Origin of the sequence: Corynebacterium sp. USCH3 (assembly GCF_037619475.1) — a bacterium.
In the GTDB taxonomy this organism is placed as follows: domain Bacteria; phylum Actinomycetota; class Actinomycetes; order Mycobacteriales; family Mycobacteriaceae; genus Corynebacterium.
In genome coordinates this window covers 295669-308508 of sequence record NZ_JAQPZT010000001.1, presented here as the reverse complement: position 1 = coordinate 308508, position 12840 = coordinate 295669, and the positions used below count along the sequence as shown (strand labels likewise).

Genomic DNA, 12840 nt, shown 5'->3' with positions numbered 1-12840 from the left:
GCCGACTTGCCGACGGTGTCCGTCAGTTCATCGGTCGCCCTGGCAGGCATCCCCGGGTTGTCCCCGCCCAGTTAACCCCACTGACTTCAGCGGGGACCGTTGACGGACGGGCCACAGTGTCGGATCACGCGATACCTACGCGATGTCAGCACATCCACCGCCCCGACGTGACGGATCGCTCGCCCGGTCCCGGCACAGATCGCGTGTGACTGTGGCGTTCGCGGGAGCCGTCGTCGGCAACCGGTGGACAACACCGGCTGAGCGCCGCGCCGGACTGGCGGACATACTGCGGGTGTTGAATGTACCCGGCACCAGGGGATCCCACAACTCTGTCCCACTCTGCTGTGGACTATCCGACCGCACCTCTGCCCGTCTCACTCCGCGGCCACCGCACCATGCGCCCCACAGCGCCCCGCTCGCCCCATCATTCCCATTGGCACCAGGTTGTCCACAACGGCAGACCACGCGCCAGCACTCCGACACCCACGTCGCCAATAATGTCTCCCATGACGGGAACTTACCGGGCAGGGATGCCAACGGACCGGTGGACGAGACGGGCGGTGATCCGCACACTACTGGCCTCCACCGCGGCACTGGCGATCACTACGACGTCTCTGTCAGCGGTGGCAGCGCCGATCGGCACAGCGTCGGGGCCTCCCGGCCCGGCGACGCAGGAACAGCGCGTGACTCCGCCGCACCTACGTCCGGTGCCGGGCAGAGTCCTGGTGCCGGCCGACATCCCGGAGAAGAACTGGCTGCCGGGTCATCGCGGCGTCGACCTGTATGCCATGCCCGGCGACACGGTCTCGGTCAGCGCGGCAGGCACGGTCCACTTCGCCGGCGTGGTCGCCGGCACTCCCGTGGTATCGGTCAACCACGCCGACGGCGTGCGGACCACCTACGAGCCTGTCCTTGCCGCGGTGTCGACCGGCGAGCACGTCACCGCGGGCCAGAACATCGGCACACTCGCCGATACAGCGTCCCTGCCCGCGTCGGCCCGGCGCGGCGACGGGCTGTCCTGGGGAGCACGCACCGGGGAGAACCACGACCGTTACATTGACCCGATGAGTCTGCTCGGTCCTGTGGTGGTGAGGTTGTGGAGGTGACTGTGGCGGTGACCGCGGCAGTGACTGTGGCGGCGCACCGTCATTCGTGTGAGCCCGATCTGGGGTGTGCCTGCCGGTAGACGCGTCGCAGTCTCTCGGAGCCGACGTGAGTGTAGATCTGCGTGGTCTGCATCGAGGAATGACCGAGCAGTTCCTGGACGACCCGTAGGTCTGCCCCGCCCTCGAGGACTGCGGTGGCACTGGAGTGCCGGAGCCCGTGCGGGGTGACGCCCGGTGTCCCCGCGGCCTGCGCGGCGTCCTGGACGATCTCCCGGACACGACGTTGGTCGATCCGTCCTCCGCGGGTCCCGAGGAACAGTGCCGGAACCGTGTGACCAGGCGGAAGCCCGCCAGGCTGCGTCGCGGCCACCAGGTGTCGGAGGCCCAGCCAGGCGGTCAGGGCGTCGTGGGCGCTGGCGCCGAAAGGGACGACCCGGGTCTTGTTTCCTTTGCCGGTGACACGGAGGTCCCGGTCACCGAGGTCGTCGAGGTCAGCTCCGCAGAGCTCAGACACCCGGATTCCGCTGGCGTAGAGCAGTTCCAGGATCGCCCAGTCGCGGACAGCCACCGCGTGTTGGAGGCCGGTCGGGTCGTTGCCGTCTCCTCCCCCGCCTGTCCCCGCTTCTGCCTTGTGCCGGGCGTGGTCGAGCAGGGCATCCGCCTGGTCGGTACTGAGCACGCTCGGCAGGTGGCGTTGCGGGGCAGGAGCCTGAAGGGCTGAAACCGGGTTGACGCCCAGCAGCCCGGTGTGGCTGAGCCACCCCCCGAAGCCGCGCATACTGGACACCAGTCGCGCCACCGACGCGCGGGAGGCACCTGCTTCCAGCGCCCAGTCCAGGACGTCGCGACCACGCTCAAGGGTGAACTGGTCGACACTGTCGAGCCCCTCACAGGCGGAACGCAGGTCGCGTCCGTAGGCGGCGATGGTATTCGCTGACCGCCCTTTGACCAGGGCGAGGTACTCCAGGTAGTCGTCGATGGCGGTGCCGACGGACTTCCCGGGGTGCTGCGACACCGGGGGTGTCTGGGGATGTCGGTCGTTGTCCATGACTCGGATTCTAACCGGTGGCTCCACGACAGCGGGCACTGCAGCAGACCGTCATGTGCGTCCGCTGAACTCCTGTGTCTTGACCCACCGGTCGCGGGACCGGGTCACCAACGTCAGTGCCTCGAGTTCGGTGATGATTCTCGCCACCGCCTCGATCGGCAGCGCAGTGTCCGCGCTGATCTGCTCCAGCCGACCCGAGAAGTCGTTGTCGACCCCGCAGGAGTCGTAGACCCGGAGCTGGTCGGCGGTGAGCTTCTGCACCGGGGTGGCGCCGAACTCCAGGCTGAGTTGGAGTTCGGTGTCCACGGTGCCCAACGGCTCCAGGACTTCCCGGACGTCCTCGGCGCGGGTGACGAGGATTCCGGCCCCGTCGCGGATCCTCTTGTGGCATCCGATGTACTCTGCCGAGTCCACCGGCCCGGGCAAGACCATGACGGGCCGGTACATCGAGTCGGCCCAGTTCGCGGTGTTGACCGCGCCTGAGCGGTACCCCGCCGCGAGCAGGACGGTGCCCTGCGTCAGGGCGGCGACCAGACGGTTGCGGGTGAGAAAGCGGTGGCGGGCGGGCCGTTGGTGCGGCGGGTACTCGGAGATCACCAGCCCGCGACGGGTAGCCGCCTGGAAGAGGCCTTCATTGGCCCGCGGGTAGACCACGCCCGGGCCGGCGGCGGCGACGACCACGGTGCGACCGGCCGCGCTCAGTGCCCCGGAATGTGCTGCGGTGTCGATTCCCAACGCTCCGCCGGAAACCACCGTGTACCCGGCGGTGGCGAGTTCACCGGCCATGGCGTGGGTGGTGCGGTTGCCGTAGGCCGTCGACGACCGGGTGCCGACCATCGCGACCGCTTTGTCGACGGTATCGCCGAGCCGGGCCGCCCCCGTCGCCCAGAGGGCGAAGGGCTGGGTGGCCTGGCCGCGGATGCCGTCGACCATCGTGTCCGGCCCGATGTTCATGAATGAGGATGCGAGGTGGTCGGTCGGCCACTCAGCCGAGTCCGGGGTGATCAACCGCCAGCCCTGCTCCCGGGCGAACGAGAGGTCGCGGTCGGGGTCGGCGTCGGCCCGACGCCGGGTGTTGTCGAGCAGCTCGCGGGGCAGGGTGGGGTCGCGACGGCTGATCATCCCCGCCACCCGTTCGACATCCGCCGGGGCGGAGGTGTCCACCGCGGCGACCGTGCCTCCGGTGACGCCACCCGGCCAGAGCAACTCCAAGAGGTCCATCCGGGACGCCTCCACCACGCGACGCAGGTACATCCAGGCTTTCTGCCGCGACAGGTCCCGCTCGCCGTCGTCGTCTGTATGGCTCTCACGCATCGTCCCCAACTCCTTCATTTCTGCGCCCCGCCGCGGTCGACGGAGCCGGTGTACATCTCGAGTGCGTCGAGCACGGCGGAGGTGTCGGGCCGCCCGACCCCGCTGAGGTCAGCCATCGTCCAGGCGACCCGCAGCGTGCGGTCGACACCACGGTGTGACACGGCCCCGGCCCGGAGCTTCTCCTGGAGAATCGCCATTCCCGCGTCGTCGGCGGGATACTCCCGCCGGAGGTAGGGGCCCGGCACGGCAGCATTGGACCCCCAGCGACCCCACCGGTGCACGGACCTGCCCCGTGCCTCGGCCACCCTGTCCCGGACCTCCGCACTGGATTCGCCCGGCGACAGGTCCGCCACGCCCGACGGCACCAGCGCCGCCGTCAGCTCCGCGCGGGTGCGCACCGACAGATCCACCCGGTCCAGCAGGGGCCCCGACAATCTCTGCAGGTACCGGTCGCGCACGCCGCCCCGGCAACGACAGTCCACCGCCTCAGCCGCACCACAGGGGCAGGGGTTCGATGCGAGAACCAGCTGGAACCGCGCAGGGAAACGCACCGTACCGTGGTGGCGCACGACGTCGATCCGCCCTGTCTCCATCGGGGTACGGAGCAGTTCCAGCGTTCCCGACGCCACCTCCGGCGCTTCGTCGATGAACAGCACCCCGTTGTGTGCGAGGCTCACCGCCCCGGGGCGAATCCTGCCCGAGCCTCCACCGGTCAAGGCTGCACGGGTGACCGAGTGGTGCGGTGCGACGAACGGGCGTTCGCCGTTCCACACCCGCTCCAGCCGGTCCCGGGCACCGGCGACCGACTGCACCGCCGCTGTCTCCAACTGCTCGTCCTCCCGCAACGCAGGAAGGATCCCGGGCAGGCGCTCCGCCAGCATCGACTTTCCTGAACCGGGTGGGCCGGACAACCACAGATGGTGGCCGCCCGCCGCAGCGATCTCGAGGCCCCGACGGGCCTCCTGCTGCCCGCAGACTTCAGCAAGGTCAGGTTCCGGTCCCGTCTGCAGTGAATCCTGCAGTCCCCCACCCCCCGCACCGGCCTGCGTACCGGCCCCGATATTCCCGACCGGTTCTCCCCGCAGCCACGGCACCAACTCACGGAGATGACCGAGGCCGACGATTTCCAGGCCCGTCGCCCGGGCGGCACGGGCTGCCTCGGCCCCGTTGCCCCGGGGAACCGCAGCCCGGCGGAATCCCGCCCCGTGCGCTCCAAGCAGCATCGGCAGCACCCCGTCGACCGGACGAACGGTTCCGTCCAGCCCGAGCTCGCCGACGACGAGAGTCGACCGGGCCTCCTCCGCCGGGACCGCACCCTGCGCCGCAAGGATTGCCAGCACCATCGGCAGGTCGAAGCCCGATCCCCGTTTGGGTACCGATGCCGGCGACAGGCTCATCACCACCCTGCTCTTCGGCCAGTCCAGGGCACTGTTGATCATCGCCGAGCGGACCCGGTCCCTGGCCTGGACCACGGCGGTGTCCCCCAGTCCGACGATGCTCATCCCCGGGAGGCCACGACTGATGTCACACTCCACCATCACCGGTGTCCCGCTGACCCCGTTCAACGCCATGCCCCGGGCCTGTCCCACCCTGACCGGTGACCGGTCGCTGAACGTCGTCACCAGCCCACTCCCTCGTAGTGGGTGGTCTCGCCTGCCGTGATGTCCAGGACGTCAAAGCGCACCACCGGCGCCCGATGGCCGGGATGGCGCCGCAACCACTCTGCGCCGGCGTGCCTCATCGCCGCCAGCTTGGCCGGGGTCACCGCCTCGGCACCCGTCCCGTACCTCCCGTCGAGGCGCCACTTGACCTCGACAAAGACGATCAGCTCCCCGGCACGGCCCCTGTCGCCGGGTCCGGACAGGACGATGTCCACTTCCCCACGGGCGGTGAAGAAGTTCCGGTCGAGCACCTCGTATCCCCGGTCGGCGAAGTACGCCGCGGCCTCGTCCTCCCCACGGGAGCCGACGTCCCTGAGGTTTCTCCGGGGGCGGCTACGACGGTCGCGGTTGTCGTATGGGCCGGTACTGCTGTGCTTGTCCGTGGCATCTGGCATAGCTCAGGACTATGGCACCCCCTCGTGCCACGGGGGCGTGCCCGAGGGCCGGAATCTCCAGCAGGTTGTGGAGAACCAGTGCCCTGTGGACAGTTCAGCCGCACCCGGTGGGTTAACCGCCGGTTCAGTCGGGCATACGCAGGTCGGGCTTGTCGAGTTCCTCGATGTTGACGTCCTTGTAGGTGATCACCCGGACGTAGCGCACGAAACGCGCGGGACGGTACATGTCCCAGACCCACGCGTCCGACATCCGGACCTCGTAGTAGACCTCCCCGTTGGCGTTGCGGGGCAACAGTTCGACAGCATTGGCGAGGTAGAACCGGCGCTCGGTCTCCACGACGTAACTGAACTGACTGACCACGTCGCGGTACTCGCGGTACATGGACAGCTCCACGTTGGCCTCGTAGTCCTCAAGCTCCTCCGCACTCACGGTTGCTGGTCATCTCCCTCTTCGATCGGCGGTCCTGCCTGCCACCGCCGGTGGGCGGCGGCCACATTGGAGTAAGTGTAACGGTGCTCGGGCGTCCCGCCGAGCAGACTCACCGAGGCCATGTGCGACGCAGTGCCGTAGCCTTTGTGACCGGCCAACCCGTATCCGGGGAAGTCACCGTCCAACTCGACCATCAGGCGGTCCCGGGACACCTTCGCCAGCACACTGGCCGCCGAGATGCACCGGGCGACGAGGTCGCCCTTGACCACCGGCAGGTGCGGCCGTGGAAACCCGTTGACCTTCATCGCATCGGTGAGGATGTAGCCGGGACGCACGTCGAGCCGCGCCACGGCGCGACGCATGCCCCCGAGATTCGCGTGCTGAATGCCCCAGGTGTCCACGTAGGCCGCCGGAACGTGCACCACCGACCAGTCCTCGGCGACATCCTTGACGACCTCGAAGAAGTGGTCCCGCTTCTTCGGCGTCAGCTTCTTGGAATCGGTGAGCCCCACGAGTTCCGGGACCGGACCGGGGGGAAGCACACAGGCAGCGACGGTGACGGGGCCACAGCACGCGCCACGTCCCGCTTCGTCGACGCCGGCGACCGGCCCCAGTCCGGCCTTGTGGACGGCCCACTCCAGGGTCCGCCCGTCCGGCATGGTGCGCACCGGAACCACCACCTACTGCTGGATATCCGGGGACGCGACCCCGCCGATGCGGTTCAACGGCCAGATCCTGGCGGTGACCTTGCCGACAACATCATCCACGGGCACGGTGCCCTGGAGTTCATCACCGACGTGGAACCGCGAGTCACCGGAGTTCGTGCGGTTGTCCCCCATCACCCACAGATTGCCGTCCGGCACCGTGACAGGTCCGAAGTACGCACCCTGGCAGGCGTCCGACCCGGTCATCGGGTCGACCTGGTAGGTCATCGGGGAACGGGTGTAGGAATCGTCGACCTTCCTGCCGTCGACCATGACCCCCGGATCTCCCGCCTGACACTGCACCGTCTGGCCACCCGTCGCGATGACCCGCTTGACCAGTGCGTTCTCGTCGGGGGCCAGGATCCCGATATAGGACAACGCCGTCTGGAAACCGCTGACGACACTGTTGTCCGAGCGCTGGGAGACATACTGGTCGTTCCACGACTCAGGACCGTTGAAGACGACGACGTCCCCCGGCGACGGCTCGCCACCGAAACTGTAGGACAGCTTGTTGACGAAGATCCGGTCACCGACACAGTCCTCGCATCCGTGCAGCGTCGGCTCCATCGACTCCGAGGGAATCAGGTACGGCCGACCGACGAAAGAGTTGAACAGGGCGAGCAGCACTAGTGCGATGACCAGGATGATCGGGAACTCCACCCACCAGGGATAGGTCCGCTTCCGCTTCCGTTCGGACTCCTCACGCCGTGCGGCCACCTTCTCCCGCTCGGTCATCGGTGTGTCGGTCCCGGGGTCCGTCGAGGCCGACGGGCCCCCCGAGTTCTGGCGGGAACCCCACGTGTCGTCCTGCTCCACGGCATTCGGCACGTCGGTTCCGGCATCAGGGTCGTTCGGATCAGTCACGGCAACTGAGATTACCAGTCGAGGGGGCGAACTCCCGCGATGCCGCAACGCCGCGGGCCCCTCTGACACCGGATACTCAGAACCTGGTGAATTCCCGGTAGAGTTTCTGGTCCCTGAAGGCAGCATTCATCCAGGTGTCGTAGGCGTGGACGCCGACCGGCGTATAGGTGATCGACACATTGTCTTTCCCGTGCAGCCTGGTCCACAGGTCCCACGCCGCGGTCGCCCCCAGGCTACCGACCTCGATAACGGCGCCGTCGACGGTTGTCCTGAGCGGATAGTCGCTACGTGGATCCGGGATTCCCGTGGCGACCGCCATGTATACCGGCATCGTCAGGTTGTCGACGTTGAGCCAGGGGTTGTCCTGCATGCGGGACTGCTCGGTGTCCCAGGGCACTCCCGCGTTGTCTTCCCCGTGGGTGATAGCCGTGGCATCCACCGCAAGACGGCCGGCCAGCATCTGGCTGTTGTAGAAGCCGCTCAAAGCCAACACCGACCGGTACATGGCCGGGTGCTTCGACGCGAGGTTCATCGCCGAATACGCCCCCATACTCAGCCCCACCACCCCGGTACGGTTCCTGCCTCCGTCAGCGACACCGAACTCGGACTCAAGGTAGTCCGGGAGCTCCTCAGTCATGAAGGTCTCGTACTTCATCTCCAGTCCGTTGGGGGCGGTGGAGTCCCAGTCCACCCAGAACGACCGTGGGTCCGCGGACGGGAAGACGATCGTCGCCTCGTCATCGGCGACGTACTCCATGGCGCGGCTACTCCACCCGTCACCGCCGTGGACGCCGTCGAGGAACTGGACAACCTTGCCGTTGGCCGGGGTCGGTGACGGCTTCACCACGACCGAGATATCCCGACCCATGGACTCCGAGCGGACATCACAGGTCACCGAGACGGCGCTGTGTTCCCTGCATGTCTCGGGCACATCTGCCATCGCCGTCGGAACACCACCGACAACAGCCACCCCGACAGCGGCCACCACCGGCATCAGCACCGCGCCCGCGATGCTCCTCAATGAAATTGTCATGCCCTTCAACGTACATCGATACCCCACCCGGTACGTCGCTTATGCCATATTAATCCTGCCGGTTTCGTAGGCACAGTGTCATGCTCGTGCGGCTCTAAGGGGTGTCCCATCAGGGGTGCGACAACAAAAAGCCCCGCCCTGCGTGCTCTCTCGTTGGAGAACATGCAGGCCGGGGCCTTCGTATCGGCCCGTGAGGGCCGGAAGCTTAGCGCTTCTCCTTGATCTTCGCTGCCTTACCGCGCAGGTCGCGCAGGTAGTACAGCTTCGCACGACGGACCTTACCGCGGGTCAGGACGTCGATGTGATCGATGTTCGGGGAGTGGACCGGGAAGGTACGCTCCACGCCGACGCCGAAGGAAACCTTGCGGACCGTGAAGGTCTCGCGGATACCGGAGTTCTGACGACGGATGACGACGCCACGGAACACCTGGACACGGCTCTTGGCGCCCTCGATGACCTTGACGTGGACGTCGAGGGTGTCGCCGGGACGGAAGTCGGGGATGTCGCTGCGCAGCTGTGCGGCATCGACCTTGTCGAGATAGTGCATGTTAGTTTCCTTGCTGAGTCTTCGATCGGACAGAGGACCCACGACCTGCCCCTGACGGGCGGTACGCGTTCATGCCCACACCATTGAATTTTGACGTGCCCCTGCCCCGGTCCCGAGGCAGGTTTCACGCAACCCGGTTATTATGCCAGTTCCGCGGCCTACCGGCCAAACCCGGCTCGCTTCAGGGCGTCGGCCATCGACCCGCCGGCCGGGGCCTGCTTCTGCCCACGACTCCCGGTCCCCCGGCCACCTGTTCGACCACCTGCGCGCTCGCCGCCCCGCGTGCGGTTCCGGTCCTTTCCACCGTCCGGCCCGTTCTTCTGCGGACGCCGGTTTCCCGCCCCACCGCTCTTCCGGGCCGGGTCGCCCGGCTCGTCCTGCAACCGCAGGCTCAGTCCGATGCGTTGCCGGTCGACGTCGACCTCCATGACCTTGACCTTCACCACCTGCCCCGAGCTGACGATGTCGTGCGGATCAGAGACGAACTTGTCCGACATCGCCGAGACGTGGACGAGGCCGTCCTGGTGCACGCCAAGGTCGACGAACGCGCCGAACGCCGCCACGTTCGTCACGGTGCCTTCGAGCACCATGCCGGGACTCAGGTCCGAGATTTTCTCGATGCCGTCGGCCAGCGACGCCGTGCGGAATTCCGGCCGCGGGTCCCGGCCCGGCTTGTCCAGTTCGGCGAGGACGTCCGTCACCGTCGGGACTCCGAAGGTGTCGTCGGCGAAGTCACGCGGGTTGAGCTTCTGCAGCACCGCCGAGTTTCCGACGAGGTCGGTCACGGCGACCCCGGTCGCTTCGGTGATGCGGCGCACCAACGGGTACGCCTCCGGGTGCACCGCGGACGCGTCCAAGGGGTCGGCAGCGCCGTGGATGCGCAGGAAGCCTGCGCATTGTTCGAAGGCCTTCGGCCCCAGTCTCGCCACATCCTTGAGCTGACGCCGGGTGGCGAAGGCTCCGTTGTTCTCGCGGTGGCTGACGATGTTGTCCGCCAGTGTCGCGTTCACCCCGGCGACCCGTCGCAACAGCGGCACGGAGGCGGTGTTGACGTCCACACCGACCGAGTTCACCGCGTCCTCCACCACCGAGTCCAGGCCGGCGGCGAGCATCGCCTGGTTCACGTCATGCTGGTACTGCCCGACCCCGATGGACTTCGGGTCGATCTTGACCAGTTCCGCCAGCGGATCCTGCAGCCGACGCGCGATCGACACCGCACCGCGCAATGCCACATCCATGTCCGGGAACTCCTCGGCGGCCAGCTCCGAGGCGGAGTACACCGATGCCCCGGATTCGCTGACCATCACCGGTGTCGGACGGGCACCCGTGGCCGAGGACACGGTCTCGGCGATCTCGCGGGCGAGTTTCTCGGTTTCCCTCGAGGCGGTACCGTTGCCGACGGCCAGGAGCTCGACATTGTGCCGGGCGCAGAGTGTGGCCAGGGACGACGACGCCGCGTCCCACCTGTTCTGTGGCTTGTGGGGGTACACCACCACGGTGTCCAGGACCTTGCCGGTCTGGTCGATGACGGCACACTTCACACCGTGGGCGTAGCCGGGGTCGAGTCCCAGGGTCGCGCGCTGGCCGGCCGGAGCCGCGAGCAGGAGATCCTTCAGGTTCCGGGAGAAGACCTCCACCGCGGCTTCATCCGCCCGGTCCTTCAACCGCATACGGACATCCACACCGGAGGAGACCTGGAGCTTGGTTCGCCATCCGAAGCGTGTGCACTCAGCGCGGAAGCCGTCCGCCGCGTCACCGCGGGGTTCCAGGCCCCGTGCCAACGCGATCATCCCCTGGTAGATCTCGTCGTCGCCGGCGTCGAGAGTGAGCTGGAGAACCCCCTCCGACTCGCCGCGCAGCAACGCCAGGATCCGGTGGCTGGGGAGGCTGGTGAACGGTTCAGAGAACTCGAAGTAGTCGCGGTACTTCTGCGCCTCCGGGGAGTTCTCCTTGCCGGCGACCGCCCCGGCGGTCATCGAACCTGTGGCGAAGAACCGTTCCCGTACGTCACCGACCAGGTCGGCATCCGTGGAAATCTCCTCGAGCACGATGGCCCGGGCTCCGGCCAGCACGGCCTTGCTGTCGTCGAACCCCTCGGTGATGAAGCCTCCGGCAAGCTCGACGGGATCCGTGGCGCAGTCCCCGAGCAACTGCTCGACCAGCGGCTCCAGTCCCGCTTCCCTGGCGATGGTGGCTCTGGTGCGGCGGGTGGACTTGAACGGCAGGTACAGGTCTTCGAGGCGCGCCTTGGTGTCGCAGCCGAGGATCAGGTCACGGAGTTCGTCGGTGAGCTTGCCCTGCTCGTCGATGGCGGCGAGCACCGTCTGTTTCCTGTCCGCGAGTTCCCGCAGGTAGCGCAACCGGGTCTCCAGGGTGCGCAGCTGTGAGTCATCCAGACCGCCGGTGACTTCCTTGCGGTAGCGGGCGATGAACGGGACGGTGTTGCCCTCGTCCAGCAGGCCGACGGTGGCCCGGACCTGGGACTCACCGATGCCGAGTTCCCGTGCCAATGCCGTCGTGATCGTTGTGTCGCTGTTTCCTGCGGTGTGTCGGACGCTCATTCGCACGATCGTAGCGTGGTGGTCTGCCCGAACCAGAGTCCGGGCGACCCGTCACCGAGACGGGGCAGGCAGGCGGCGATGTCCCTGGTGATACCGACGGTCGCCGGGGCGGCACCCGACCAGTACGCGTGCACCGTGAGCCGGTGGACCTGTTCGCTCACCGGCGGGGCCTCGAACCGTTGCTGGTATTCGGCGATCAGCATGTTGTCCGGTTCACACGCTGATGCGATCGCGGCGAGCCCCACCTCGGTCCGTATCGCACCCCGACCGGACAGGACCTCCCGTATGTCGCCGACCAGTGTGTCCCGACAGCCCGGACGGAGAAGGACGGTCATGTCGGTGCCGGTGGCGCTGCGTTGTCGCTCGGAGGCTGTCATACCCCGCCACGCTAGTCGCGCCGTCGGACGCACGCACCGCCGGCGTCGGACGGCGCCACAGTCTCCGGGACCGTTCAGAAGGGATGGTCTGCAGGATTGAACGGCACCGCCGCGCCGTGCTGCTCGTATTCTTCCCTGGTCACCAGGTCCTCGTCCACGGCACCGTCCACCACCTCCCGCAGCCGGTGGATCGTCACCGTGGAGCGCGGGATCAGGGAGCCGGCACCGGAGGCGGTGATCAGCCGGTGGGGACAGGCCATCAGCCAGTCGGTCACCGCACGTTCCACCGAGCGGTCCGCCGACGGGCAGTACGCGCTCTCGACCTCGGGGAAACGCCGCCGCCACGGGGCGTCGTTGACCTCCCAGGGCACCGGTTCCTCGTAGAAGTCCGGGCTCCCCGGCCCGGTGTCGTTCTCTCTGTCGTCGGATTCAGTCCCGGCGAGGTCCCGTTGGCGTTGCAACTCGGCCTCCTGGGCCTCGATCCTGGCCCTGAGTCCGGCGTGTCGGTCGATACGGCGCCAGACGGCGTCCATGTGCTCCAGCGTCATCCGTCCGTCCTCGACCGCCGACCAGTACATCTCCGGCATTCTCCAGGACAGCTCAGCGGCGTGACGGAAGCGTGCCGCGTACGCTGCACCGCGGGTCCGCACCATCTCGGAGATCGCGGCCCGTTCCGCCGCGGACCGTCCCCGTAGCCCGCTCTGCGCCATCCTCAGTTCCATCCGGTTGAACGGATAGACGGTGAGTTCCTCCACCGACGGACTGTTCACCGGTTCAGTGACTGGCATGTGATCCTCCCC

General features: G+C 67.6%; 13 protein-coding genes. 1 reads left to right on the top strand and 12 read right to left on the bottom strand.

Features of this window, described 5'->3' with window-relative positions; genetic code table 11:
* The first annotated feature begins 530 nt into the window (after positions 1 to 530).
* Positions 531 to 1106: a peptidoglycan DD-metalloendopeptidase family protein gene (locus PQI66_RS01440; protein WP_445227986.1), complete on the top strand. Its 576-nt coding sequence runs from the start codon at positions 531 to 533 to the stop codon at positions 1104 to 1106.
* Positions 1107 to 1146: 40 nt separating this feature from the next.
* On the opposite strand, the gene PQI66_RS01435 is transcribed toward PQI66_RS01440, so the two are convergent.
* The 12 genes from PQI66_RS01435 to PQI66_RS01380 form a co-directional block, all read right to left on the bottom strand.
* Complete coding sequence (locus PQI66_RS01435; protein ID WP_339995417.1) at positions 1147 to 2154, bottom strand: tyrosine recombinase XerC; 1008 nt, start codon at positions 2152 to 2154, stop codon at positions 1147 to 1149.
* A 51-nt stretch (positions 2155 to 2205) separates the two neighbouring features.
* The gene (gene dprA, locus PQI66_RS01430; RefSeq protein WP_339995416.1) at positions 2206 to 3468 is read right to left on the bottom strand and encodes a DNA-processing protein DprA; all 1263 of its coding nucleotides are present in this window, start codon (positions 3466 to 3468) and stop codon (positions 2206 to 2208) included.
* Positions 3469 to 3482: 14 nt separating this feature from the next.
* The gene (locus tag PQI66_RS01425; protein WP_339995415.1) at positions 3483 to 5090 is read right to left on the bottom strand and encodes a YifB family Mg chelatase-like AAA ATPase; all 1608 of its coding nucleotides are present in this window, start codon (positions 5088 to 5090) and stop codon (positions 3483 to 3485) included.
* On the bottom strand, positions 5087 to 5524 hold the full coding sequence (locus tag PQI66_RS01420) for a YraN family protein (RefSeq protein WP_339995413.1): 438 nt from the start codon (positions 5522 to 5524) through the stop codon (positions 5087 to 5089). Before PQI66_RS01420 ends, PQI66_RS01425 begins: the two co-directional genes overlap by 4 nt.
* A 124-nt stretch (positions 5525 to 5648) precedes the next feature.
* Entirely contained in the window at positions 5649 to 5954 is a 306-nt protein-coding gene (locus PQI66_RS01415) for a DUF2469 domain-containing protein (protein ID WP_038548047.1), read from the bottom strand.
* Complete coding sequence (locus PQI66_RS01410; RefSeq protein WP_445227985.1) at positions 5951 to 6595, bottom strand: ribonuclease HII; 645 nt, start codon at positions 6593 to 6595, stop codon at positions 5951 to 5953. The genes PQI66_RS01415 and PQI66_RS01410 overlap by 4 nt, the downstream gene beginning before the upstream one ends.
* A gap of 39 nt (positions 6596 to 6634) precedes the next feature.
* Positions 6635 to 7393: a signal peptidase I gene (gene lepB / locus PQI66_RS01405; RefSeq protein ID WP_339995981.1), complete on the bottom strand. Its 759-nt coding sequence runs from the start codon at positions 7391 to 7393 to the stop codon at positions 6635 to 6637.
* A 205-nt stretch (positions 7394 to 7598) separates the two neighbouring features.
* Positions 7599 to 8555, bottom strand: a complete 957-nt coding sequence (locus tag PQI66_RS01400) for an alpha/beta hydrolase (protein ID WP_339995411.1) — start codon at positions 8553 to 8555, stop codon at positions 7599 to 7601.
* Positions 8556 to 8760: 205 nt separating this feature from the next.
* Positions 8761 to 9102, bottom strand: a complete 342-nt coding sequence (gene rplS, locus PQI66_RS01395; RefSeq protein ID WP_038548041.1) for a 50S ribosomal protein L19 — start codon at positions 9100 to 9102, stop codon at positions 8761 to 8763.
* 158 nt (positions 9103 to 9260) lie between these two features.
* Entirely contained in the window at positions 9261 to 11663 is a 2403-nt protein-coding gene (locus PQI66_RS01390; protein WP_339995408.1) for a Tex family protein, read from the bottom strand.
* A complete protein-coding gene (locus PQI66_RS01385) occupies positions 11660 to 12040 on the bottom strand; it encodes a hypothetical protein (RefSeq protein ID WP_339995407.1) in 381 nt (126 codons plus the stop codon). The genes PQI66_RS01390 and PQI66_RS01385 overlap by 4 nt, the downstream gene beginning before the upstream one ends.
* Before the next feature lie 74 nt (positions 12041 to 12114).
* Positions 12115 to 12828, bottom strand: coding sequence for a hypothetical protein (locus tag PQI66_RS01380; protein ID WP_339995405.1), 714 nt, complete (start codon positions 12826 to 12828; stop codon positions 12115 to 12117).
* Between the last annotated feature and the right edge of the window lie 12 nt (positions 12829 to 12840).

Excerpts from the sequence above, each read along its gene's own strand:
- PQI66_RS01440 (WP_445227986.1), top strand. The coding sequence starts at position 531 with ATGCCAACGGACCGGTGGACGAGACGGGCGGTGATCCGCACACTACTG.
- PQI66_RS01435 (WP_339995417.1), bottom strand. The coding sequence starts at position 2,154 with ATGGACAACGACCGACATCCCCAGACACCCCCGGTGTCGCAGCACCCC.
- dprA (WP_339995416.1), bottom strand. The coding sequence starts at position 3,468 with ATGCGTGAGAGCCATACAGACGACGACGGCGAGCGGGACCTGTCGCGG.
- PQI66_RS01420 (WP_339995413.1), bottom strand. The coding sequence starts at position 5,524 with ATGCCAGATGCCACGGACAAGCACAGCAGTACCGGCCCATACGACAAC.
- lepB (WP_339995981.1), bottom strand. The coding sequence starts at position 7,393 with ATGACCGAGCGGGAGAAGGTGGCCGCACGGCGTGAGGAGTCCGAACGG.
- PQI66_RS01400 (WP_339995411.1), bottom strand. The coding sequence starts at position 8,555 with ATGACAATTTCATTGAGGAGCATCGCGGGCGCGGTGCTGATGCCGGTG.
- rplS (WP_038548041.1), bottom strand. The coding sequence starts at position 9,102 with ATGCACTATCTCGACAAGGTCGATGCCGCACAGCTGCGCAGCGACATC.
- PQI66_RS01390 (WP_339995408.1), bottom strand. The coding sequence starts at position 11,663 with ATGAGCGTCCGACACACCGCAGGAAACAGCGACACAACGATCACGACG.
- PQI66_RS01385 (WP_339995407.1), bottom strand. The coding sequence starts at position 12,040 with ATGACAGCCTCCGAGCGACAACGCAGCGCCACCGGCACCGACATGACC.
- PQI66_RS01380 (WP_339995405.1), bottom strand. The coding sequence starts at position 12,828 with ATGCCAGTCACTGAACCGGTGAACAGTCCGTCGGTGGAGGAACTCACC.